Source organism: Enterobacter kobei, assembly GCF_001729765.1.
In the GTDB taxonomy this organism is placed as follows: domain Bacteria; phylum Pseudomonadota; class Gammaproteobacteria; order Enterobacterales; family Enterobacteriaceae; genus Enterobacter; species Enterobacter kobei.
The window spans coordinates 2,263,035-2,288,692 of record NZ_CP017181.1; the positions used below are offsets into that span (position 1 = coordinate 2,263,035).

Annotated in this window: 8 protein-coding genes; 5 read left to right on the forward strand and 3 right to left on the reverse strand. The window is 57.8% G+C overall.

Features of this window, described 5'->3' with window-relative positions:
- Positions 1-7: 7 nt before the first annotated feature.
- Positions 8-751, reverse strand: a complete 744-nt coding sequence (locus BFV64_RS11025; RefSeq protein ID WP_069602069.1) for a DeoR/GlpR family DNA-binding transcription regulator — start codon at positions 749-751, stop codon at positions 8-10.
- A gap of 737 nt (positions 752-1,488) precedes the next feature.
- Here BFV64_RS11025 and BFV64_RS11030 point away from each other — a divergent pair.
- From BFV64_RS11030 to BFV64_RS11045, 4 genes are all read left to right on the forward strand, one after another.
- Positions 1,489-2,826, forward strand: coding sequence for a TolC family outer membrane protein (locus BFV64_RS11030; protein ID WP_069602070.1), 1,338 nt, complete (start codon positions 1,489-1,491; stop codon positions 2,824-2,826).
- A gap of 121 nt (positions 2,827-2,947) precedes the next feature.
- A complete protein-coding gene (locus tag BFV64_RS11035) occupies positions 2,948-19,159 on the forward strand; it encodes an Ig-like domain-containing protein (protein WP_069602071.1) in 16,212 nt (5,403 codons plus the stop codon).
- Positions 19,160-19,231: 72 nt separating this feature from the next.
- Positions 19,232-21,412, forward strand: coding sequence for a type I secretion system permease/ATPase (locus tag BFV64_RS11040; RefSeq protein WP_069602072.1), 2,181 nt, complete (start codon positions 19,232-19,234; stop codon positions 21,410-21,412).
- On the forward strand, positions 21,409-22,584 hold the full coding sequence (locus tag BFV64_RS11045) for an HlyD family type I secretion periplasmic adaptor subunit (protein ID WP_023330375.1): 1,176 nt from the start codon (positions 21,409-21,411) through the stop codon (positions 22,582-22,584). The genes BFV64_RS11040 and BFV64_RS11045 overlap by 4 nt, the downstream gene beginning before the upstream one ends.
- 35 nt (positions 22,585-22,619) lie before the next feature.
- Here the strand turns inward: BFV64_RS11045 and BFV64_RS11050 are convergent, their stop codons facing one another.
- Positions 22,620-23,504 carry a MarR family transcriptional regulator gene (locus tag BFV64_RS11050; RefSeq protein ID WP_069602479.1) on the reverse strand — a complete coding sequence of 295 codons (885 nt, stop codon included), beginning with the start codon at positions 23,502-23,504 and terminating at the stop codon, positions 22,620-22,622.
- Positions 23,505-23,791: 287 nt separating this feature from the next.
- On the opposite strand from BFV64_RS11050, the gene BFV64_RS11055 reads away from it, so the two are divergent.
- The gene (locus tag BFV64_RS11055; RefSeq protein ID WP_045268119.1) at positions 23,792-25,255 is read left to right on the forward strand and encodes an EAL domain-containing protein; all 1,464 of its coding nucleotides are present in this window, start codon (positions 23,792-23,794) and stop codon (positions 25,253-25,255) included.
- A gap of 24 nt (positions 25,256-25,279) precedes the next feature.
- Here BFV64_RS11055 and BFV64_RS11060 read toward each other — a convergent pair whose 3' ends face one another.
- On the reverse strand, positions 25,280-25,552 hold the full coding sequence (locus BFV64_RS11060) for an ElaB/YgaM/YqjD family protein (RefSeq protein WP_014883773.1): 273 nt from the start codon (positions 25,550-25,552) through the stop codon (positions 25,280-25,282).
- Positions 25,553-25,658: the final 106 nt, after the last annotated feature.

A 25,658-nucleotide genomic window follows, 5' to 3' on the forward strand; every position in this document is an offset into this window, starting at 1 on the left:
CTCCACGTTATTGCGCGCATACGGTGACCTGTAATGCGCCAGGGTCCCCAAGCTCAGGCCAGGGACGATCTAAAAAGAGTTGATGAATGTCGGATAACCCCGAAACCAGATACGGTTCACAGCGGTTAACTTTCAGATGGTCGGCCACGATCCAGTGTTCATGGCTTGCAGCGAGCATCGCACGTTTCACCTCAGCATCGGCCTCTTTACCGGCACTCAGGCCGAGTTCGGCATGAATGGCGCACGCCCCAAGAATGGCGATATCTGCCCGATAGCGGGAGAGCAACGACAACGTGGCGCTTCCGGCAAACAGGCGCTGTTTCGGGTCCCATTTCCCGCCGAGCAGGATCAGATCAATGTCTTCCCGGTCGCTAAAATGCTGGGCGATGTCCAGCGAAGTGGTGATCACGGTGTGAGGCCCCTGAAGAAAGATCGCGACGGCCATCACCGTGCTGCCGGCATCCAGAAAGAGGGTAGAACCGGCTGGAACCGCCTGCGCGACCTGTTTCCCCAGGCGTTGCTTGGTTTCAGGCAGCAGCGTGTTGCGGCCCTGACGATTCATGGCGGAAAGATTAAGGGCGATAGCGCCACCGTGGTTCTTCTGGGCAAGCCCCTGATTTTCCAGGTCGGTGAGATCCCGACGGATGGTATCTGCTGAAACCTGCAGCTTTTCTGCCAGCTCAGTAATGCTGGCCTGACCTTGATCGCTCAAAATATCAAGGACATAACGTTGACGTGCGGTCTTGTGCATGGATGCACTCCTGCAAAATGTCGCAATAATTCGCATAATACAGCATTTCTGCGCAGAGGGAAGCAGGGGAATGGGTAAGCGGTCGGGAGGTGCAGTCATTCCGGTAGGTGATTATTAAATTTGTATTAAGCAGATATCATTAAGCCGTTTTGAATGTTAACCACAGTGTTATTGTTATGTTTTATTTAATGATTTGGGTTATGTAACCATTATACTACCATTGATTAGAATAAATATCTGCGAATAATATTTATAATGGCGTTTAATCTCTTACTTTAGTTTTTTAATGGATTTTTATTTTGGCGTGAGGTCGGCAATGACTTAAATTGACACTTCTTTGAAAATCTTTGTGTCTGACGCTCCTGGAAATTAACGCAAAAATGTACAGAGAGTAGATTAGGAATTTTCCTTAAATAACAGAGGGTTTATATGTTTCATTTGAAATTCCATTTTTGTGGTTTTGTCCAGAAACCCCATCTTTTTTCTTATTTGTAACACCACATTAACATTGTGGGTGTAGTGGCCTATACCACATTTTGTTATGCTGCAAATCAGTTTAAGAAATAAGTAAATTCTTAATTGAAATAAGACGACGGACTTTCTCACTTCCAATGGAAATGGGTATGGGGGAGTTTTACCTGAAATTCAGTGAGGACGCTAAAGAAGATATTTGTCTAATTATCTATACCTCTTTTTGGGTAATTGCCTGAGTTTGGCTCAGAGTCAGGGAGATAAAAATGACGATATTGCGAAAGCCTATGTTACGCCGATTTACAACAGCACTGGCATTAATTTCATTCGCCATAAATACGGCTTATGCCAATAGTCACCAGGCAGGGATTGCCGCAGTGGCAAAGACGACCTTAAAAGAAAGTATTCTTTTTGCTATCGATCGCGATCCCTCAATTAGTCAGCAGGCCGCGCAATTAGGTATTGGTCAGGCGCAAATAGATGAAGCGCGTAGCGGCTGGATGCCACAAATCGCGTTGAACGGGAGCACGGGTCATAGCCAGACCACCGATTCCAGCGGATCGCTGAAGAATTCTGCGGCCTGGGGGATTAGCCTGACCCAGCTGCTGTACGATTTCGGGAAAACCAATAACAGCATCAGCCAGTCTTCCGCCCAGCGCGATAGTTACCGCTACCAGCTGATGAGTACGCTCTCTGATGTGGCGGAGAAAACGGCACTCAGCTACGTGGAAGTTAAACGCTATTCCGATCTGCTCCAGGCGGCAAAGGACAACGTTCAGGCGCTTAAAAATGTTGAGCAACTGGCAAAACTGCGTGCGGATGCAGGGGTGAGCTCCACCTCCGATGAACTGCAGACACGCACGCGTATTGCTGGCATGCAGGCAACGGTCGCGCAGTATAACGCCGCCTTAAACAGCGCCCGCGCAAGGCTTGCGGTCTTAACCGGGATGCAGGCTGACGCTTATTCGCCCGTGCCTTCGAACCTCGCCGTTGAGCCTGATTCGCTTAACCGCATTGATTATTCCTTGATACCCACGGTGTTAGCGGCGCAGAACCGGGAGCGTTCGGCCCAGTACGGCGTGGAAACGGCGAAGTCCCAGCACTGGCCGACCTTAAGCCTGAAGGGGGGGCGTACCCGTTATGAGTCGGACAACCGTTCTTACTGGGACGACCAGATCCAGCTCAATATTGATGCACCGCTTTATCAGGGCGGCGCGGTCTCCGCACGTGTGCGTCAGGCAGAAGGCGCACGGGCTATGGCCTCTTCTATGGTTGATCAGGCGCGCTTCGATGTTCTGCAAAAAGCCTCCGTTGCGCAGGCTGACTGGACCGGTGCACGGGGAAGAATGGAAGCCGGTAAGCTGCAGCTGGAAAATGCGCTGCGTGCCCGTGATGTTTATAAAAATGAATACACCCTGAGCAAGCGGAGTATTAATGATTTGCTCAGCGTTGAGCAGGATGTCTGGCAGGCCACGTCGGCAAAAATAATCGCTGAGTATGATGGGTGGAGTTCGGCAATTAATTATGCTTCCGCGGTTGATAATTTAATGTCGCTTATTGGAATAGAGAAAAACGCTGCCGCAAAATTACCCGATTTGAGTTAAAAACAGACGCGCATAGCTGCGCAAAATAAGACTGAAAATAATGGGTGTTTTTTCCCAGGGATAGCTACATCCATCTGGTGGACATATCCACAGGAATCCGCACACCTGCAAGGAGAAGAATATGAGTAACGTAAAGGTTGTTGATGTCATCATTCGCAAAACGGCAGAAAAAACGAAATTAACCGGAGACGGAAATCTCTCGGTATCCATTTCATCGCCGAGTGTGATTGAAATCCAGGGCTCAGCTCAGGATGTGGTGCGTTATGTCCGCCAGGGTAAAGACCTTCTCATTTATATGAAAGATGGCAGCGTTATTCGCTGTAATAACTATTTTATCGAAGATCCTGAAACCCATCATCAGTCAGAACTGGTATTCAACGATCATCAGGAACTGACGCATATTTCTTTTGCCGATGCCGGGGAAGCGTCTGGCGCTGCTGTCACTGAGTTAACCGCCCAGGCCACACCCATTAGCAGCATTGAACCTTTCCTTGAGCAGGAAAGTGTCCTGAGCGATGCGCCGTGGGGCTGGATTGCGGGTGCTGCCTTAGGCGGTGGCGCCATCGGGGCGCTGCTGGCCAACGGTGGTGACGGCGAAACGAAAACGAAAGTCATTGATAACACCAAAGAAGTGGAAAGTGCCACGCCGACCTTTTTGCTGTCGGACAAGGTGGGTGACAAGCAGGGTGTGCTGAGCGCAAACGCGATCACGGACGATAACACCCCGACCTTTAGCGGTAGCGGCCAACCGGGCGCAACCATTCAGATCAAAGACAGTAGCGGAAGCACCATTGCCAGCGCGATGGTGGGTAAAGACGGCACCTGGACGGTAAAACTCCCGACCCAGTCTGACGGAGAGCATACGTGGTCGGTCGTGCAGATCGACGGCAGCAAAACCACCCCTGCAGGCAGCATCACGGTAACCGTCTCCACGGCCGAGGCCTCGATTACGCTGGCGACAACGGCGGGTGACAACGTGATAAACGCCAGCGAGCAGTCTGCCGGTTTTACGCTGTCCGGCAGCAGCCAGCATCTGGCGAAGGGAACCGACGTTTCCGTGACGCTGAACGGTAAAACCTACACGGCGGAAGTGGGGGCCAACGGCGCGTGGAGCGTAAAAGTGCCAGCGACAGACGCGCAGGCACTGGGCGATGGCACCTGGACGGTCAACGTCAGCGGCAAAGACGCGGCGGGGAATACCGTGAGCGGAAGCCAGACGATTGGCGTGGATACCGCTGCGCCAACGCTCTCTGTCGATACGCTCGCGCAGGACAATATCATCAATGCCGCCGAGCACAACCAGCCGCTGACGCTGACCGGTAAAACCAATGCGGATGCCGGACAAATTGTGACGGTAACGCTGAACGGCAAAAACTATAACGCCACGGTGGGCAGCGATGGCACCTGGTCCGTCACGCTTGCCGCCAGCGAGGTGCAGGCTCTCAGTGAGGGCAACCACACCCTGACGGTGAACGTCAGTGACAAAGCGGGTAACGGTACATCAGCGACGGCAGATTTCTCGGTTCATACTGCGGCGCCGGTCATTACCATTCACACCGTGGCGGGCGATGATATTCTCAATACCAGCGAGCAGGGCCAGGCACAGATTATCTCCGGCCAGGCGAGCGGTGCCGCCGCAGGCGATGTGGTGACCGTGACCGTGGGCGGTAAGACCTTCACCGGCGTGGTGCTGGCAGACGGCAGCTGGAGCGTAGGCGTCCCGGCGTCCGTTGTGGGTGCGCTGGGAGAAGGCCACCACACCCTTTCGGTGTCCGTGACCAATGCGGCAGGCAACACCAGCAGCGCCACGCACGGCATCACGCTGAGCGGCAACCCGCCGGAATTCACGATTGACGCCATCAGCCAGGATAACGTGCTGAATGCCCAGGAGGCGATGCAGCCGCTGAGCCTGTCCGGCACCAGCAATCTGCCTGACGGCAGCGCCATCACCGTCACGCTGAATAACGTGAATTATCCGGCCACCGTCGAAAACGGTATCTGGTCCATCCAGGTGCCGGTTTCCGACGTGTTGAATCTGGCTAACACGCTTTACACCGTTACCGTTAGCGGCACCGACAGCGTGGGCAACAGCAGTTCTGCCGAAGCGAATCTGCTGGTGGATACCGTGCTGCCGCAGGTCATTATCAACACCTTTGCAGGCGACAACCTGGTCAATAACGCCGAAGCGGGCGTGGATCAAACCCTCAGCGGTCGCGTTACCGGCGCGGCGGCGGGCGATACGGTGTCTGTTACCGTGGGCGGTAAGAGCTACAGCGCCACGGTAGGCAGCGATCTCACCTGGAGCGTCACCATTCCGTCGGCGGATCTTCAGGCGTTCGGCGATGGTGATTTAACCTTCACCGCATCGGTAACCAACGGGCACGGTAATACCGGCACCGGCGAGCGTGATATCAACATCAACGCTCAGCTGCCGGGTCTGCGCGTGAACACCATTTCCGGCGATGACGTGATCAACGCCATCGAACAGCAGCACGATCTGACCGTCACCGGTGCCAGCACCCATCTGGCTGCGGGCACACAGATTGTCGTTACCATCAATAACGTCGAGTACGTCACCGCGGTTAACGCCAGCGGCAACTGGCAGATTGGCGTTCCGGCGGCGGATCTCCAGGCCTGGACGGCGGGCGAGGTGACGGTCAACGTCAGCGCGAAAGATGCCTGGAACAACACCGTTTCGGCAGAACACCCGATTGAACTCGACCTCAACGCCGTGGCGGTCACCATTGATACCGTCTCCAGCGATGACATGCTCAACGCGACAGAAAAAGGCAGCGATTTAACCCTGTCCGGCCAGACGCAGGGCGTGGAAGCGGGGCAGACCGTGGTGGTGAAATTCGCCGACCAGACCTTCACTGCCCAGGTGCAGCAGGATGGCTCCTGGAGCCTGACCGTACCGGCCAGCGCGATGGACACGCTGATCGACGGTCGCGCACAGGTGAGCGTCAGCGTCACCAACATCAACGGTAACACTGCCGATGCGTCGCGCGTGGTCACGGTGGATACCCTGCCGCCAGCGATTACCCTTGATAACCTGACCGCGGATAACATCATTAATGCGGCCGAAGCGCAGCAGGATTTAGTCTTAAGCGGCAGCAGCACGGCAGAATCGGACCAGACGGTCACCGTAACGCTGAACGGCAAAACGTACCAGACCACGGTCCAGACGGACGGCACCTGGCAGTTGAGCGTTCCGGCGGCTGACGTTGGCGCTCTGGCCGACGGTATCGTGACCGTGACGGCCAGCGTGAGCGACGTGGCGGGTAACACCAGCAGCGCCGATCGCGTCGGTCTGGTAGACGCAACCGTGCCGCAGGTGACCATCAACGACTTTGTCACCGCCACCAACACCATTAACCAGCTTGCCCATTCTCAGGCGCAGATCCTGAGCGGCTCCGTGACCGGCGCGGCAGCGGGCGACCGGGTGACCATCACCATCAACAATGTGGATTACACCACCGTGGTGGATGCGGCGGGCAACTGGAGCCTCGGTCTGCCAGCGTCCGTGGTGCAGGGGCTGGCCGACGGTACCTGGACCATCGACGTCTCCGTGACCGACAGGTCCGGTAATACCGGAAGCAGTTCGCTGGATGTGGTGGTGAATACCGTGACGCCGGTCATCGGTATTAATACCCTGGCAGCAGATGATGTGATCAATGCGACCGAGAAAGGTCAGGATCTGCAACTCTCTGGTACCAGCAACCAGCCGGAAGGAACCCGTATCACCGTCACCCTGAACGGCATCGACTACACGGCTATTGCCGATGCCAGCGGTAACTGGAGCGTCACCGTACCGGCGACGGCGGTAGGTGCGCTGGGCGAAGCGCATTACACCGTGACGGCGAACGTGACCGACAGCGTGGGCAACAGCGCCTCTGCAAGTCACGATGTGCTGGTGGACAGTTCGCTGCCGGTTGTGACGATCAATACCCTGGCGGGCGATAATATCGTTAACGCAGCGGAGGTTGCGGCAGGGCAAACCCTGACCGGTAAAGTGGCTCACGCGGCGCCAGGTGACACTGTCACGATTATCCTTGGCGGCGAGACATACACGGCCACCGTGCAGGACGATCTCACCTGGAGCCTGCCGTTAAGCGAGGGCCAGTTAACCGCGCTCGGCAATGGCGATTTGACGCTGTCAGCCAGCGTCACCAACGCCCACGGTAATACCGGCTCATCCTCTCTGGACTTCACCATCGACGCCCAGCTTCCTGGGCTGCGTATTGACACCGTGGCGGGCGATGACGTGATTAACATCATCGAACACGGTCAAAACCTGATTGTGTCCGGCTCCAGCACCGATCTGGTCGCGGGCAGCACCGTCACGGTAACCATTAACGGCAGCAACTATTTCGCCACCGTGCTGGCGGACGGCACCTGGAAGGCGGCGATCCCGGCCGCGGATGTGTCGCAGTGGGCGGACGGTTCGCTCGATATCAAGGCAAGCGCACAGGATACCTCCGGCAACCCGGTGAATATTGGCACCGTTGTGGATGTCGATCTCGCGCCTGTCGCCATCACTATCAGCAGCGTGACCGACGATAATGTGCTGAACGCGGCGGAAAAAGGCGCGGACCTGGTCCTGTCCGGTTCCACCACCAATGTGGAAGCTAACCAGACCGTCACCATCACCTTCGGCGGCAAGTCGTACACCGCGACGGTCGATGCCAGCGGCAACTGGACGACCACCGTACCGTCTGCCGATTTGGGCAGCCTGAAAGACGGCGACGCCAGCGTACAGGTGAGCGTGACCAACGTGAACGGCAACAGCGCGTCAGCTGGCCGTGAGTACAGCGTGGACGCGACGGCGCCGGCGGTCTCGATTGACATCATCAGCGACAACAACATCATCAATGCGGCCGAAGCGCAGCAGGATCTGGTCATTAATGGCGTGACCAACGCCGAAGCGGGCCAGACGGTGACGGTCACGCTGAACGGTAAAGACTACACCACCACCGTAGCGGCAAACGGCAGCTGGAGCGTAACCGTGCCGTCTGCGGATCTGGGCGCGATTGCTGACGGTAACTACACCGTCAGCGCCGCCGTCGCGGATAAAGCGGGCAACCCGGCCTCTGCCGATCGCGACGTGCTGGTTGATACCACCGTTCCACAGCTGACCATCCACACCGTATCCGACGACGATGTGATCAACAGCGCCGAACATGCGCAGGCGCTGATTGTCACCGGTTCTGTGTCCGGTGCGGCGGCGGGTGATGTGGTCACCGTGACGATCAACAACAAATCATACACAGCCACTCTGGATGCCTCCGGCAACTGGAGCGTGGGCGTACCGGCGGCGGATGTGACCGCGTTGACCGCGGGAGATTACACCATCACCGCGGCGCTGACCGATAAAGCGGGCAACAGTAACAGTACCACACACAGCGTGGAGGTAAACCTGAGCGCGCCGGTGCTGACCATTGACACCGTTTCCGGTGACGATGTGATCAACAGTTCAGAGAAAACCCAGGATCTGACGATCTCCGGTACGGCTTCTGGCCTGGCGGCAGGCGCGGCGGTGACCGTGATGCTCAATGGCAAAGCGTACGGCGCAACGGTGGATGCTAACGGTAAATGGACGACCACGGTTCCGGCGGATCAGGTTGGTCAACTGGGTGAAGCGCTTTACACCGTTACCGCGTCAGCAACGGACGGCGTTGGCAACAGCACCAGTACCTCTCATACCGTGAATGTCGAGTCCGTTCTGCCGGGTGTCATTATCAACACCGTGGCGGGCGATGACGTCATTAACGCGGCAGAACTGGCGGCAGGCCAGAGCATCAGCGGCTCGGTAGTCAATGCCGAAGCAGGCAACACGGTTACCGTGACTCTCGGAGGCAAAACGTATACCGCGACGGTCCAGAGCGATCTCACCTGGTCCGTTAACGTGACGCAAGCCGAACTGACAGCGCTGGGCAACGGCGAGTTGACCGTATCTGCCAGCGTAACCAACGGCGTGGGTAACAGCGGCTCCGCTGAGCGCGATATCACTATCGACGCTAACCTGCCTGGGCTGCGCGTCGATACCGTCGCGGGCGACGATGTGATCAACAGCATCGAACATAATCAAAACCTGATTATTACGGGTACAAGCGACGGGCTGACGGCGGGCACGGCGCTGACCGTCACCGTGAACAATAAAACCTACCCGGCGACCGTCCTGGCTGACGGCACCTGGAGTGCGGCGATCCCGGCGGCGGACGTGGGTGCCCTGGCGGCAGGCACGGTGACCGTTACCGTGGCAGGCCAGAACGGTGCGGGTAATCCGGTTTCCATTAATCACGATGTGACGGTGGACCTGGCGACCGTTGCCATCAGCATTGATGCCATCGCCTCAGACGATGTGATTAACGCGGCCGAGAAGGGCGCGGATCTGGTGCTCTCCGGCACCACCTCGAACGTGGAAGCAAACCAGACCGTCACCATTACCTTTGGCGGCAAGAATTATACCGCCACGGTGGATGCTGAGGGTAAATGGACCGCCACGGTGCCAGCGGGCGATCTGGCAGGTCTGAAAGACGGCGACGCCAGCGTACAGGTGAGCGTCACTAACGTGAATGGCAACAGCGCGTCGGCGGGCCGAGAGTACAGCGTGGACGCCACCGCGCCGTCCGTGACCATCAACACGATCGCGGGTGACGACATTCTGAATGCGGCCGAAGCGAAGAGTGACCTGACCGTGTCCGGCACCAGCACCGCCGAAGCGGGCCAGACGGTCACCGTGTCGCTGAACGGTAAAGACTACACCGCAACCGTCAGCGCGGATGGGAGCTGGACGCTGAACGTTCCGGCGGCGGATGTTGCTGCGCTCGGCGACGGCAGCGTGACCGTGACCGCGTCCGTGAGCGACAAAGCGGGTAACCCTGCTTCCGTTGACCATAACCTGACGGTAGATATCACCGTGCCAGCGGTCACCATCAACACCGTGGCGGGCGACGACGTGATTAACATCGCGGAGCACGCTCAGGCGCAGATTATCAGCGGTTCCGCCACCGGGGCGGCAGCGGGCGATAAGGTCACCGTCACCCTCGGCGGCCAGACGTACACCACCGTGCTGGACGCGGCGGGCAACTGGAGCGTGGGCGTACCGGCGAGCGTGATTTCCGGCCTCAGCGACGGCACCGTAACCGTCACGGCGTCAGTCACCGATGCCGCAGGCAATACCGGCACCGGCAGCCATAACGTGACCGTCGATACCGGCCTGCCGTCGGTCGGCTTCAGCACCCTCAGCGGCGACAACGTGCTGAACGCGGTGGAGAAAGGCCAGGACCTGAGCGTCGGCGGCACCAGCGCCAACCTGGCAGAGGGCACCGTGGTCACCGTGACCCTGAACGGCAAGCAGTACACCGCCACCACGGCGGCGGACGGCAGCTGGAGTCTGACGGTTCCGGCGGCAGATCTGGCGGGTCTCGGTCAGGCCAACTACACCCTGAGCGCGACGGCGACCAACGGCGTGGGCAACAGCGTCAGCAACACCGCGAACCTGCTGGTGGATACTGCGCTGCCGACCGTCACCATCAACACCGTGGCGGGCGATAACGTTATTAACGCGGCGGAAGTGGCGGCCGGGCAAACCCTGAGCGGTACCGTGGCGAATGCCGAAGCGGGTAACACCGTGACCATCACCCTTGGCGGCAATACCTACACCGCGACGGTACAGAACGATCTGAGCTGGTCCGTAAACGTACCGTCTGACGTGCTGACCGGGCTGGGCAACGGCAGCCTGAGCGTGACGGCGACCGTGACCAACGGCCACGGCAACACCGGTTCCGGCGAACGCGAAATCGTTATAGACGCTAACCTGCCGGGCCTGCGCGTCGATACCGTCGCGGGCGACGACGTGGTCAACAGCATCGAACATGCGCAAAACCTGATCGTCACCGGATCCAGCGACGGACTGGCGGCGGGCACGGCGCTGACCGTCACCGTTAACGGCAAAGATTATGCGGCTACGGTGCTGGCGGACGGCACCTGGAGCGCGGCGATCCCGTCTGCCGACGTGAGCGCGTGGCCGGAAGGCAGCGTGAAAATCAGCGTCACCGGCGACAGCGCGGCGGGTAACACGATTAGCATCAGCCACGACGTGACGGTGGATCTGGCGACCGTTGCCATCAGCATCAACGCCATCGCCACCGACGACGTGATCAATGCGGCGGAGAAAGGGGCAGACCTGGTGCTGTCCGGTGCGACCACCAACGTGGAAGCCGGGCAGACCGTGACCCTGAGCCTGAACGGCAAGATCTACACCACTACCGTTGATGACAGCGGCAACTGGACGTATACCGTACCGTCCGCGGATCTGGCACACCTTAAGGACGGCGACGCCAGCGTGCAGGTGAGCGTCACTAACGTGAACGGCAACAGCGCCTCGGCGGGCCGCGAGTACAGCGTGGACGCCACCGCGCCGTCCGTGACCATCAACACGATCGCGGGTGACGACATTCTCAATGCGGCCGAAGCGAAGAGCGATCTGACCGTGTCCGGCACCAGCACCGCCGAGGCGGGCCAGACGGTCACCGTGTCGCTGAACGGTAAAGACTACACCGCAACCGTCAGCGCGGACGGCAGCTGGACGCTGAACGTTCCGGCGGCGGATGTTGCGGCGCTTGGCGACGGCAGCGTGACCGTGACCGCGAGCGTGAGCGACAAAGCGGGTAACCCTGCTTCCGTTGACCATAACCTGACGGTAGATATCACCGTGCCAGCGGTCACCATCAACACCGTGGCGGGCGACGACGTGATTAACATCGCGGAGCACGCTCAGGCGCAGATTATCAGCGGTTCCGCCACCGGGGCGGCAGCGGGCGATAAGGTCACCGTCACCCTCGGCGGCCAGACGTATACCACCGTGCTGGACGCGGCGGGCAACTGGAGCGTGGGCGTACCGGCGAGCGTGATTTCCGGCCTCAGCGACGGCACCGTAACCGTCACGGCGTCAGTCACCGATGCCGCAGGCAATACCGGCACCGGCAGCCATAACGTGACCGTCGATACCGGCCTGCCGTCGGTCGGCTTCAACACCCTCAGCGGCGACAACGTGCTGAACGCGGTGGAGAAAGGCCAGGACCTGAGCGTCAGCGGCACCAGCGCCAACCTGGCAGAAGGCACCGTGGTCACCGTGACCCTGAACGGCAAGCAGTACACCGCCACCACGGCGGCGGACGGCAGCTGGAGCCTGACCGTTCCGGCGGCAGATCTGGCGGGTCTCGGTCAGGCCAACTACACCCTGAGCGCGACGGCGACCAACGGCGTGGGCAACAGCGTCAGCAACACCGCGAACCTGCTGGTGGATACCGCGCTACCAACGGTCACTATCAACACCGTGGCGGGCGATAACATTATTAACGCGGCGGAAGTGGCTTCAGGCCAGACCATCAGCGGCAGCGTGACGAACGCGGAGGCGGGCAATATCGTTACCGTGACCCTTGGCGGCAACAGCTACACCGCGACGGTGCAGAACGATCTGACCTGGTCCGTGAACGTGCCGGAGACTGTTCTGACGGCGCTGGGCAACGGCGATTTGACGGTGTCAGCGACCGTGACCAACGGTCATGGCAATACAGGGGCGGGCGAGCGCGAAATCGTTATAGACGCTAACCTGCCGGGCCTGCGCGTTGATACCGTCGCGGGTGACGACGTGATCAACAGCATCGAACACGGTCAGAACCTGATCGTCACCGGCTCCAGCGACGGGCTGGCGGTGGGAACCACGCTTACCGTGACCGTCAACGGCAAAACGTACGCCGCCTCCGTGCTGGCGGACGGTACCTGGAGCGCGGCAATCCCGGCGGCAGACGTGGGTGCGCTGGCAGCAGGCACGGTCACCATTACCGTGGCAGGCCAAAGCACCGCGGGTAACCCGGTCTCCATCAGCCACGATGTGAACGTGGATCTGGCCGCGGTCGCCATCAGCATTGATGCGATTGCTACCGACGACGTGATTAACGCGGCGGAGAAAGGTGTGGATCTGGTGCTTTCAGGCAGCACGTCGAACGTTGAGGAAAACCAGACCGTTACCATCACCTTCGCCGGGAAGACGTACACCGCGAAAGTGGATGCCGACGGCAACTGGACGGCTACCGTGCCTTCCGCAGATCTGGCGGGCCTCAAAGACGGCGATGCCAGCGTGCAGGTGAGCGTGACTAACGTGAACGGCAACAGCGCCTCTGCGGGTCGCGAGTACAGCGTGGATGCCACCGCGCCAGCCGTCACCATTGATACGGTCGCGGGCGATAACGTGATCAACGCCAGCGAAGCGTCCGCAGGCGTGGCTATCTCCGGTACCACCACCGCGGAAGCCGGGCAGACGGTTACCGTGACGTTGGGCGGTAAGAGCTACACCGCGCAGGTGCAGCAGGGCGGTATCTGGAGCGTCAACGTGCCGGGCACCGATCTCTCCGCACTGGCGGATAACGGCTATACCGTGCAGGTCAGCGTGAGCGACGCGGCGGGTAACCCGGGCAGCGCGGGTAAAGCGATTACGCTTGATACCACGCCACCGACCGTCAGCGTTAACGTTGTGGCGGGCGATGACGTGATCAACAGCGTGGAACACGGACAGGCGCAGATCGTCAGCGGCACGGCAACCGGCGCGAACGTCGGGGATAAAGTGGTCATTACGCTGGGTTCGAACCAGTACACCACCACCGTTGACGCCAGCGGCAACTGGAGCGTGGGCGTGCCGGCCAGCGTGATTTCCGCGCTGAGCGACGGCACAGTGACGCTGAGCGCAACCATTACCGACAGCGCGGGCAACAGCAGCACCCAGACGCACGACGTGGTGGTCAACACCGCCTCCGTGGCGTTGACGGTAAATACCCTCAGCGGCGATGACGTTATCAACGCGGCAGAAGCGGGTAACGCGCTGGTGATTAATGGCTCCAGCGCCCAGTTTGCCAGCGGTACGCAGGTGACCGTGACCCTGAACGGCAAGACCTACACCGCCACGATTCAGAGTGACGGCACCTGGACGACTACCGTCCCGGCCGCCGACGTAGGCGCACTGGCCGATGGCGCGCGCTATCAGGTGTCTGTTTCGGCGCAGGACAGCGCGGGTAACAGCGCCTCGGCAACGCACGACATCAGCGTAGATACCACCGCGCCGGTGGTAAGCATTGCGACGCTGTCGGGTGACGATGTGCTGAACGCGGCAGAAGCGCAGCAGCCGCTGACGGTTCACGGTGCCTCCAGCGCCGAGGCCGGCCAGACCGTTACCGTGACGCTGGGCGGCAAAACCTATACCGCTACCGTGGCCAACGATGGCACCTGGACGCTGGACGTACCCGCGGCGGATCTGGCCGCGCTGAGCCAGGGGGCGCTGACGGTGACCGCCTCGGTCAACGACAAAGCCGGGAACAGCGGTCAGACGATGCACACCTTAACGGTGGATACCGTCGCGCCGACCGTGACCATCAGCACCGTGGCCGATGACGACATCGTTAACAATGCCGAGCAGCTGGCGGGCCAGACCATCAGCGGTACCACCACGGCGGAACAGGGCCAGACGGTGACCGTCTCCTTCAACGGGCACAGCTATCAGGCCACCGTCGGGGCAGACGGATCGTGGTCGGTCTTCGTGCCGGGCCGTGACTTCCTCGGCCTGAGCGACGGGCAGTACGCGATTACCGCCACGGTGAGTGATAAAGCGGGTAACCCTGGCAGCGCAACGCACGACGTAACGCTGAACGGTGACGTCCCAACTATCACCATCAACACCTTTGCGGAAGATGACATTGTCAGCGCCGCCGAACACGGCACGCCGCTGGTCATCAGCGGCACCACCGACGCGCCTGCGGGCCAGACGGTGACCATCACGCTGAACGGTAAAACCTACACGGCGACCGTTCAGAATGACGGTACCTGGCGCTATACGGTCGGAAGCGCAGACGTGACCGCGCTGGCGGACGGCGGTTCGTACGTCATTAACGCGCAGGTCAGCAACACCATCGGCAACAGCGGCAGCGATAACCACAGCGTCACCGTGGATCTCACCGCGCCGTCGATGGGCATCAGCATTGATTCTCTGCAAAACGACACTGGCCTGAGCGCGAGTGATTTCATCACCAACGACGCTCAGGTCGTGGTCAACGGCTCGCTGACCGCGCAGCTCGGCAATAACGAGAAGGCGCAGATCAGCCTCGACGGCGGCACCACCTGGATTGACCTGACCGTGACCGGCACCACCTGGCGCTACACCGATGGCCGCACCCTGACCGACGGGACCTATCAGTATCAGGTGCGGGTGATTGATAACGCGGGCAACGTGGGGTCAACGGACAGCCAGGACGTGGTCATTGATCTGACGAAACCGGCGGCAACGACCATTACCGTGGATTCCGTTTCCCAGGATACCGGCCTGTCCGACAGTGACTTCATCACCAGCGACAACCAGATCAGCCTGAAAGGGACGCTCGGCGCGGCGCTGGGCAGCGGTGACCACGCGCAGATCAGCCTCGACGGCGGTCTGACCTGGACCGACGTCAGCGTCAGCGGGCTGAGCTGGACGTATGTCGATGGCCGCACGCTGGCCGACGGAGATTACAACTACCAGCTGCGCGTGATTGACGACGCGGGGAATATCAGCGCCACCACCAGCCAGGTAGTGACCATTGATACCGTCGCGCCGGACGCCAGCAAAACCATCGCCATCGACCGCACCAGCGACGATACCGGCCTGAGCAGCAGCGACTTTATCACCAACGATACGTCCCTGACGCTGCACGGCTCGCTCGGCGCGACGCTGGCTGACGGCGAGTACGCCCAGATCAGCATCGACGGCGGCGTCACCTGGCAGAACGTGATTGTGACCGGCAACAGCTGGTACTACGTCGACAGCCGCACGCTTGGTAACCAGACCTATGACTACTACGTTCGCGTGGTGGATGCGGCGGGCAACGTGGGGGCCAGCGCTCATCAGCAGGTGACCGTTGATACGGTCGCCCCGGATGCGGCGATTACGGTGACCGTGGATAACATTACCGTCGACACCGGGTTTGACAACAATGACTTCCTGACCAGTTCGACCTCGTACACACTGCACGGCACGCTTGGCGCAGAGCTGGGGGCGGGTGAGTTCGTTCAGGTGAGCATGGATGGCGGCACCACCTGGGTGTATGCCACCGTGAGCGGGACCCAGTGGAGCTTCAGCGATACGCGTACCCTGACCGACGGTAGCCATAACTACCAGGTGCGGGTGATTGACCAGGCGGGTAACGTCGGGGCAACCACCTCGCAGGCGGTGACGGTGGATACTCAGGCGCCGCAGTATGGCATCACCATCGACAGCATCAGCGAAGATACCGGTCAGTCCGGGAGTGATTTCATCACTATGGACACTACGCTGACCATTAACGGCTCGCTGGGCAACGCGCTGGCAAACGACGAGCGCGTGCAGATAAGCCTCGACGGCGGGAATACCTGGTCTGACGCCACGGTCACCAACCAGCGCTGGAGCTACACCGATACCCGCGATCTGGCGGACGGCGATTACACCTACCAGGTGCGGATCATCGACCAGGCGGGCAACGTGGGCTCTACCGCGTCGCAGGTGGTGACGGTGGATACCACGCCGCCAGCCACGGTGGGAACGGTCGTGAGCTATACCGACGTTGAAGGGGAACGTACGGGCACCTTTGGCAGCTCGGTCGCCACTGACGATAACTCACCGGTGATCAACGGGACGCTCAACCGCGCCCCGGACGACGGCGAGATCGTCCAGCTTTACCGCGATGGCGTCTTGCTCGGCCAGGTGACCATGAACGGCAGCGCAAGCTGGTCCTTCCAGGATAACGGCCTGAGCGACGGCAATCACACCTACATTGTGCGTGTCACCGACAAGGCCGGTAACTATACGGAATCGGACGGCTTTGTGCTGAGCGTGGATACCAGCATACCGACCACCACGGCGGCGATTACCGCGCAGACCACGTCGGATACCACGCCGATCGTCAGCGGGACCGTCTCTGCCGATCTGGTGAACGGTGAGTATCTGGTGGTGACGGTGAACGGGAAAACCTACACCTCCCAGACGGGCGGTGCGGTGGTGGTCGATCCGGATCACAACACCTGGTATCTCCAGATCCCGGACAGCGATGCACTGAACGTCGCGAGCTACAGCGTGACGGCGCAGGTGAAGAGCAGCGCGGGTAACGGCAATACCACCGGGACGACCACCGGCAGTCTGGTGATTGACACCACCACGGTGAATACCGACTGGGCAACCACGGCGGGGAACAGCAACAACTCCACCATGACCCTTGGCATGAACAGCAGCGGTCTGTGGAATATCATTGCGAACGGCCAGTCTTACTCCAGCAGCGATAGCTCGACCTATGCCGGAAATACGCTGACCAACACCCGTAATTACTACGTGGTGAGCCAGACCGCCGCTGACTTTGACCGTAACGGCACGCAGGACATTTTCGCCACGGAGAACACCTACGCGGGATCCACGCAGGTGATGTGGACCTACGATGGTAGCACCTATAACGCCAGCCAGCTGGGAATGGGCACCACCATCTGGTACGGCGGCGTGATTGCGTACGACAAAACCGGTGATGGTTATCTGGATCTGGCCTACGGCGATGCGGGTGCAGACTCCATTACTTACCTGATCAACAACAACGGGGTACTGTCGCCGGACGGCACCAACGGCGGCGCAGGTTTCTGGGGACAATTCACCACCATGCGTGAAATCTCCGGCGTTGACCTGAACAACGACGGCACGGTGGATATTGTTCAGCACACCAACCGCAGCGGCGCGTACTCGTTAACCGTAATCAACAACAACGGCAACGGCACGCTCTCTATCGGCCAGAACCTGACCAACGTGTTTGTGGTCAACGCCGCGAACACCACCACGGCGGCGTCCATGACGTGGGCAGACTTCAACGGCGATGGCTACATGGATCTGTACCTGGGCAGCAGCTACAACAACAACGGCGGGGTGATCTACTACAACGACGGCACCGGGAAGCTCTCTACCACCAAGAGCGCGGTGGAAGCCTCTAACGCGTCGGCGGGGTATCTGTCGGTGGCGGTGGACTGGAACGGCGACGGGCAGATGGACATCATCAAGCTCAGCACCTACGGCGCGTCACAAACGGCGACCCTATTCACCAACAACGGGTACGGTTCCACCTGGACCTCCAGCCAGCTGGCATCCGGTATCGCCTACGCTACCGGCGTGGCCGCGGTGGACTACAACTGGGACGGCGCGAAGGATCTGCTGGTGTCTCAGCAGAACGGCAAGGTGGTGCTGGTTCAGAACAGCAAAACCATTGCGGACGGCACCGCGATGCATCTGCACATTGTCGATAGCGAGGGTATCAACGCTTACTACGGCAACACGGTCAACCTGTATAACGCCGCTGGCGTGCTGGTGGCCTCGCAGATCATCAACGCCCAGTCCGGTATCGGGTCGAACGATACCTCTGCGCTGGTGAGCTTCTACGGTCTGGATCCGAATGAAACCTACTCGGCAGAGATTGTGAAGATCACCAACGGTGTGTCGGATAACGTCACCTGGAGCGGTCTGGACGCGGGCAACGGCAAAGAGGGCTACGTCCTGACGGCCGAAGCGGCGACCGGCGGCCACAGCGGGACAATCACCGGGACCGGGTATAACGACACCTTCATTGCAGAAGATGGCACCTATACCTACAACGGCTCCGGCGGCTGGAATACCCATTCCGACTACGACACCTGGAGCAACACCGGTGGGATGGACGTGGTGGATTACCGCAATGCGACCTCCGGCGTGACCGTTGACCTGCGCCTTTCAACCGCACAGGACACTGGCTTTGGTACCACACGGCTGTTGAATATTGAAGGCATTAACGGTTCGGACTTCGACGATGTTATCACCGGCAACAGCGCTGATAACCGGTTCGAAGGCCGCGGCGGGAATGACACCTTCAACATCGGCAGCGGCGGTCACGATACGTTGCTCTACAAGCTGATCAACGCGTCGGATGCCACGGGCGGTAACGGTCACGATGTGGTGAACGGCTTTACCGTCGGCACCTGGGAAGGGACGGCGGACACGGACCGTATTGACCTGCGCGATCTGCTCTCAGACAGCGGCTATACCGGCACGGGCTCAGCGAGCTATGTGAACGGCGTGGCGACGCTGGACAGTAGCGCGGGCAATATCACCGATTACATCCGCGTGGTGCAAAACGGCAGCAATACCGAGATCCAGGTTGACCTGGACGGTACCGGCGGCCAGTTCTCACCAACCACTCTGGTGACGCTGAACGGCGTGCAGACGGATCTGGCGACGCTGCTGGCAAATCATCAACTGTTAATTGCGTAAAACCCTGCCGCGGGGAGCGATCCCCGCGGCCTTTTGGCATTTCTATACACGAATAGCGTTAACCCGGAGATTATGAAGACACATCCACAGTACGAACCCTGGCTGCAGGGCATGCTGATCATCGCGAAGCACTATCGGCTGGACTTTTCCGCGGAACATGTTCGGGTCACGATTAACCATGAAAGTCAGTCTCCGCGCCAGCTGGTGCTGGAGGAGATGGCGCGCCAGCTAGGGCTGGGGATGCGTGTAGTGGCGGCGGAAGCGGTCTCTCTCGATCCGTGGCGTTTACCGCTGCTGGCGGAGTTCACCGGCGGACAAATCGCAGTGATTACCCGCATGGACAACGAAGGCAACGTCAGCCTGCAGTTTAGCGGAGACGGTGGCCTGGAGACGACGCTGACGCTGGAAGCGCTCGGGACACGGTTAAAAACCCTGCTGGTGCTGCGCCCGCTGGAGTCCACACCGGATGCCCGCGTGGACGATTACATTAAACCGTATGAGAAAAACTGGTTCTGGCAGCTGGCGCTGAAAGACTGGCGACGCTACAGCGACATTATGCTGGTGGCGCTGGTGGCTAACGTACTGGCTCTCTCTGGCATGGTCTTTTCCATGCAGGTGTACGACAGGGTAGTACCGTCGCAATCAGAAGCCACGCTGTGGGTGCTGTTTGGCGGCGTCATGATTGCCATTGTCTTCGAATTCGTCATGCGCATGCTGCGCGTGCATATATCTGACGTGGTGGGGAAACGCGCCGACCTGCGCATTTCAGAGCGTGTGTTTGCCCACGCGCTGCGGATAAAAAATGGCGCACGCTCCAAATCAACAGGTTCGTTTATTGCGCAGATCCGCGAGCTGGAGTCGGTGCGTGAACTCATCACCTCCACCACCATTGCGGCGATCTCCGATCTGCCGTTCTTCCTGCTGTTCGTCTTTATTCTGTGGATGATCGGCGGCCCGCTGGTGCTGGTGGTGCTTCTCGCCGTGCCGCTGTTGCTGATTCCGGGCCTGCTGGTGCAGCGTCCGCTGGGCAAACTCTCCAGCGAGGGGATGCGCGAATCCGCGATCCGTAACGCCACGCTGGTGGAGGCGGTACAGGGCATTGAGGACATCAAGCTGATGCGCGCCGAACAGCGTTTCCAGAACCAGTGGAATAACACCAACGATGTCGCCGCCAGCGTCGGCATGAAGCAGCGCTGGCTGACGGGCCTGCTGCTGACCTGGACCCAGGAAGTGCAGTCTATCGTCTATGCGGTAGTCCTGCTGGTGGGCTGTTATCTGGTGATCAGCGGGGATATAACCACCGGTGCGCTGGTAGGAACCTCGATTCTGGCGTCGCGCACCATCGCGCCGCTGTCGCAGATCTCAGGCGTGCTCTCCCGCTGGCAGTCGGCAAAAGTGGCCCGTAAGGGGCTGGACGACCTGATGCAGCGACCGATTGACGATCCGCAGCACGGGAAGAAGGTGCATAAAGCCCATCTGCGCGGCGACTACGTTCTGGAGGACGTCGGGTTTTACTACGATGAAGAAGAGAAACTCAGCGTGCTTAACATCAGCAAGCTACAGATCCGTGCCGGGGAGCGCGTGGCGGTGCTTGGCCGAAATGGCTCCGGCAAAAGCACGCTGCTGCAACTTCTGGCGGGCATGCAGGAGCCGCAGCAGGGCAGCATCCTGCTGGACGATATCGCGCTTAACCATCTGGACCCGGCCGATCTGCGTCGCGACATGCAGTTGCTCAGCCAGCAGGCGCGGCTGTTCTTTGGCTCCGTGCGGGACAATATCCTGATGGGTAACCCACTGGCGACTGACGAAGAAATTCATCAGGCGCTGGTGAACAGCGGCGCGCTGGAGTTTGTGCGCAAGCAGAAAATGGGGCTGAACACCCTTATCAATGAAGGCGGCACGGGGCTGTCCGGCGGGCAGCGTCAGGCGCTGCTGCTGGCGCGCGCGCTGATCACTTCTCCGACGATTTTGCTGCTGGATGAGCCTACCGCCTGGCTGGATGAAGTGAGCGAGAAGCAGTTTATTCAGCATCTTCACCAGTGGCTGGGTAAGCGCCGGACGCTGGTGGTGGCCACCCATCGCCTGCCAATTCTGGACCTGGTTGACCGCATCATTGTGCTGGAAAACGGCAAGGTGGTGATGGACGGCCCGCGCGACGCGATCCTGCATCAGCACGGTATGGCGACGCCAAAAGCCGCGCAGCGCACCGTGACCATGAAAGCGGCGGCGGTTGCTGAGGAGGGTGTGGCATGAATGATTTAACCCGTTTTAATAGCCGTCTGAAAGAGCCACGCCTGCCGAGGTCGTCGCTGGTGGCATGGGCGCTGTTCGCCCTGCTGGCGGTATTTATCGCCTGGGCGAGCCTGTTCGAGCTTGATGAAGTCACAACCGGCAGCGGCAAGGTGATTCCGTCTTCGCATGAGCAGGTGATTCAGTCCCTGGAAGGGGGCATTATTCACAGCCTGATGGTGCGCGAAGGCGACATTGTCGAACGCGGTCAGCAGCTTGCGCAGTTAGACCGGACAAAAACCGAGTCCAGCGTGCTGGAGAGTGAGTCCCGTCTGAATGCCGCGCTGGCAACGGCGGCGCGCCTGAAGGCCGAGGTCAACGACACGGCGCTGATTTTTCCCGAAGAACTGGATGACGACGTTGAGCTGGTCAAACAAGAGACGGCGCTCTATCAGTCCCGTCGCGAAAGCCTGGAAAAAGGGCTGGCCGGCCTGCGTCAGGGGGCTGAACTGGTGCAACGCGAACTGTCGTTAACCCGTCCGCTGGTGACCCAGGGGGCGGCCAGCAAGGTGGAGGTGTTACGTCTTGAGCGTCAAAAAAATGAGCTTGAGAATAAAATCACCGAGATGAAAAACCAGTATTACGTTCGCGCCCGTGAAGAACTGGCAAAAGCCAACGCGGAAATTGAAGCTCAGCGTTCGGTGATGAAAGGGCGTGAGGATTCCCTGACCCGGCTGACCTTCAATGCGCCGGTGCGTGGCATCGTGAAGGATATTGACGTGACGACCGTGGGTGGCGTTATTCCGCCGAATGGCAAACTGATGAGCCTGGTGCCGCTGGACGATCAGATGGTGGTTGAGGCAAAAATCTCCCCGCGCGACGTGGCATTTATCCATCCCGGCCAGAAAGCGCTGGTAAAAGTGACGGCCTATGACTACTCCATTTACGGTGGGCTGGAAGGGGAAGTGACCATGATTTCACCGGATACTTTGCAGGATGAGGTGAAAAGGGATGTTTACTACTACCGTGTTTATATCCGCACCGACAGTAACCATCTGACCAATAAGCAAGGTAAGGAATTTCCGGTCTTTCCGGGGATGATTGCGACGGTGGATATCAAAACCGGCAGTAAAACCATTCTTGATTATCTGTTGAAGCCGCTCAACAAAGCGAAAGAAGCGCTGCGGGAGAGATAAGGGCAGGGCGTTCGGGGAACCGAACGCCATTTTTATTATACCGTTAATGTGACGTTGTTGGGGTGGCGTCGTTCTTTCGGTACCACGTTAATGTAATGGGTGACATACGCGAAATAGAGTCCGGCATAGTTTTCGACCAGTTCGAGAAAAGCCGGATACACCGACAGGCGGCCGTCACCGCGATCTTTCAGATATCCTGCCTCTTGCGCTGTTTTGATAATCCGGTTGACGTGGATCCGCGAAACAAAGAATTCTTTCGCGAGCGTGCTGGCAGAATAATCAATAACTGCACCATGAGCAGATTTGTTTTTTATGGCCTGCAGATAAAGATAAAGCATAATCATGCGTCCGCCATCTTTATCGATAAATAATCCTACCTCGGGTAACACTTTCCTGAAGGTTAATCCCCGGAAGAGATATTCCGCTGCGCGGCGGAAAAAATTATTTCTCAATGTGTCATTATCCAGCAGGTTTACATCAATATTAAACGTCGGATAAAGAATGCTGACGGGCAAAAATGCACCGGACATATAGCGTTTAAGTTCACTCAATCCTTTTTCGGTCGGGGCTATTCGTGTTTTACGACGGTCATCCGTACAGCGCCAGGTCTTGATGCGCCCTGTGGTTCTGAGAAGAGTAATGATCGCAATCACACTATTAGGGCTGGCTATTTTATAGCGGGAGCATAGCTCTTTAATCTCAGATACTGACTCGGCCTGATTGCCAAATATAAAACAACACATGGCGAGAATAATGTTGAACCGCGCTTCCTGAAGCATTGTCTTGTAGAACAAAGGTTGTTTTTTATAGATGGCGTCATTAATTGTGTAGTGCTCTAATATTGCCTCACCAAATCGTGGGTTGCTTTTTATAACATCCCGTCGATGTAGCAAGGCCCTGGATGAGATGTGATTATCCATAGCATTTTTCTCGTGTTTGATGAACCGATAGATGAAGTATCCAGTCTTCTTTTTCGGAATTTTCATTATACCTGAGAAACAGTGTTTTGCCGTCGTTATTTGAAAAGAAAGATATATTTACATTTGTCGACAGAAGAGAGAGTGATTAACGCAAAGATGTTCCGGTGCGGAACGTTGATAACAGTATCTTAACCTGATGGCGTACTGTAAAATTATTCTATACACCAGCTGTATTACATATTCCGTATTCATAATAAGAATGGCGATTTTGTGCCCAGGAGCAGGTTATGACCCACAAAATTTCTCACAGAAATGTTGCTCGCGACGATCGGCGGTTTGTCATCTCAACCTGCGGTTTTACCTTCCAGGGGTATGCTTTGCTCCTGAAAAAGTACGGCATAGACGCTTCGCATATCCACTTTGAGGGAGATGATGTCTGCCAACGGGATAGGGAAAATATCCTTAATAATCAACATGCTCATATTGTTGTGTTTCCGGGTAAAGGGATTGTCACTCTGCTGGAAAGTCTGACGCGGCTGGCATCCGTACTGAATGCATTGCCTGTTATCCGATGCGTGACCCTTTATAGTGATATACCTGACAGCTGGTTATATCGCACTCTGGGTAGCCTTTTACATAACAGCCATCAATTATCACTGATTCGGATCGCCAGCGTTTCTGATGTCATCAACTGCTTCCACACCCATAATAAGGGGTTTAAAGACCACTCACGATTATTACGCGATCACTGTCTGGGGTATTCTCCGCAGGAAAACCTGAAATGGCTAACAAGAAGAGAAATTGACGTTTTATTGAATTTCTACCGCGGTATGTCCGTAAAAGATCTGTGCGAAAAGCTAGGACTTTCTAATAAAACGGTTTATACCCATCGTAAGGAAGGTGTGCAGAAGTTACATTATATTAAACGATGGTTAAACGATCCGCATAACTTCAAAGCGGAAAGAAGTCACAAAAACCATCGTCTTAAAGCAGAATTCACGGATAAAGAAGCAGATATTTTTAATGCTCTGGTGAAAAGGGAGATCTTCCCGGCCTACCAGATCATTACCGATCGCGACAAAAAAGGGGTGGGCTTTGAGATACTGATCCGCTGGAATAAAAACGGCAAAATAGTCAAGCCAGCCTGTTTTCTTAATGACATTTCAAATCACGAGATATGGTTAAAAATAACGGCCCTGGTGATCCACGCTGCCGTGTCCGGGATTAATAAATATAACGGGAAATTCTATTTTTCAGTCAATATTCCGCCTCGTCTCGCTTCCGGGAAAGCGTTGCCGGAGATGGCCCGGAAAGCCATCGGCATGTTGCTCAAACCCCAGTGGGCGGAAAAGCTTGTCTTTGAATTTGCAGAAGATATCGATGTGACCAAAGACAAGAAGATCCCTGAAACCATGCGGCATCTGCGTAATACCGGGTGCAGACTGTTTCTGGATGACTGCTTCTCTAACCATCACACCATGTTTCCTGTCAGGCAAGTGCATTTTGACGGGTTGAAACTGGACCGCGACATCGTTGAGCATTTTGTGGCGAACGACAACGATTATAATCTGATTAAAGCGATTCAGATATACAGCGACATGACCGGAACGGACTGCATTGCTGAAGGGGTGGACAGTGAAGAGAAATTTGAAAAATTAGTCGAACTGGGCGTGAAAAACTTTCAGGGATATTATCTCTCACGGGCTGTGAAGGAGGAGGAATTAGATCGCATGGTAAGACAGTTTAGCTAAAAATAAAGCCCCGAAGGGCCTTGATTATTTACGACCCAGTAGCAGGCCGAGAACAATACCGACGGCACCGGCGGCGATAAGGCCGGTTAGCGGGTTATTTCTGACCGCTTCTGTTACATCAGAAACCGCATCGCTGGCCTGCGCGGCATATTTTTTAGCCGCGCCTTTTACCTGGTGCTTTGGTGAATCGACGAATTCACCAAACTGCTGCTGTGCAGAACCTGCAATTTCATCGAGCTTATTTTTTGCTTTATCTTCAGCAAACTGGGTGTTTTTATCAGTACCGAAATCAGACATCTTTGCCTCCTTGTGTTGATAATTAAAGGATAGCCGCTCTTTGCAGATATGAGAGACGAAAGGTTAATTTCGGCACCTGGCAGGGCTGTTTTCGGATATATCTCTG

Bases quoted from the DNA above. Each gene is read 5' to 3' on its own strand.
- BFV64_RS11025 (WP_069602069.1), bottom strand. From the start codon at position 751: ATGCACAAGACCGCACGTCAACGTTATGTCCTTGATATTTTGAGCGAT.
- BFV64_RS11030 (WP_069602070.1), top strand. From the start codon at position 1,489: ATGACGATATTGCGAAAGCCTATGTTACGCCGATTTACAACAGCACTG.
- BFV64_RS11035 (WP_069602071.1), top strand. From the start codon at position 2,948: ATGAGTAACGTAAAGGTTGTTGATGTCATCATTCGCAAAACGGCAGAA.
- BFV64_RS11040 (WP_069602072.1), top strand. From the start codon at position 19,232: ATGAAGACACATCCACAGTACGAACCCTGGCTGCAGGGCATGCTGATC.
- BFV64_RS11045 (WP_023330375.1), top strand. From the start codon at position 21,409: ATGAATGATTTAACCCGTTTTAATAGCCGTCTGAAAGAGCCACGCCTG.
- BFV64_RS11050 (WP_069602479.1), bottom strand. From the start codon at position 23,504: ATGGATAATCACATCTCATCCAGGGCCTTGCTACATCGACGGGATGTT.
- BFV64_RS11055 (WP_045268119.1), top strand. From the start codon at position 23,792: ATGACCCACAAAATTTCTCACAGAAATGTTGCTCGCGACGATCGGCGG.
- BFV64_RS11060 (WP_014883773.1), bottom strand. From the start codon at position 25,552: ATGTCTGATTTCGGTACTGATAAAAACACCCAGTTTGCTGAAGATAAA.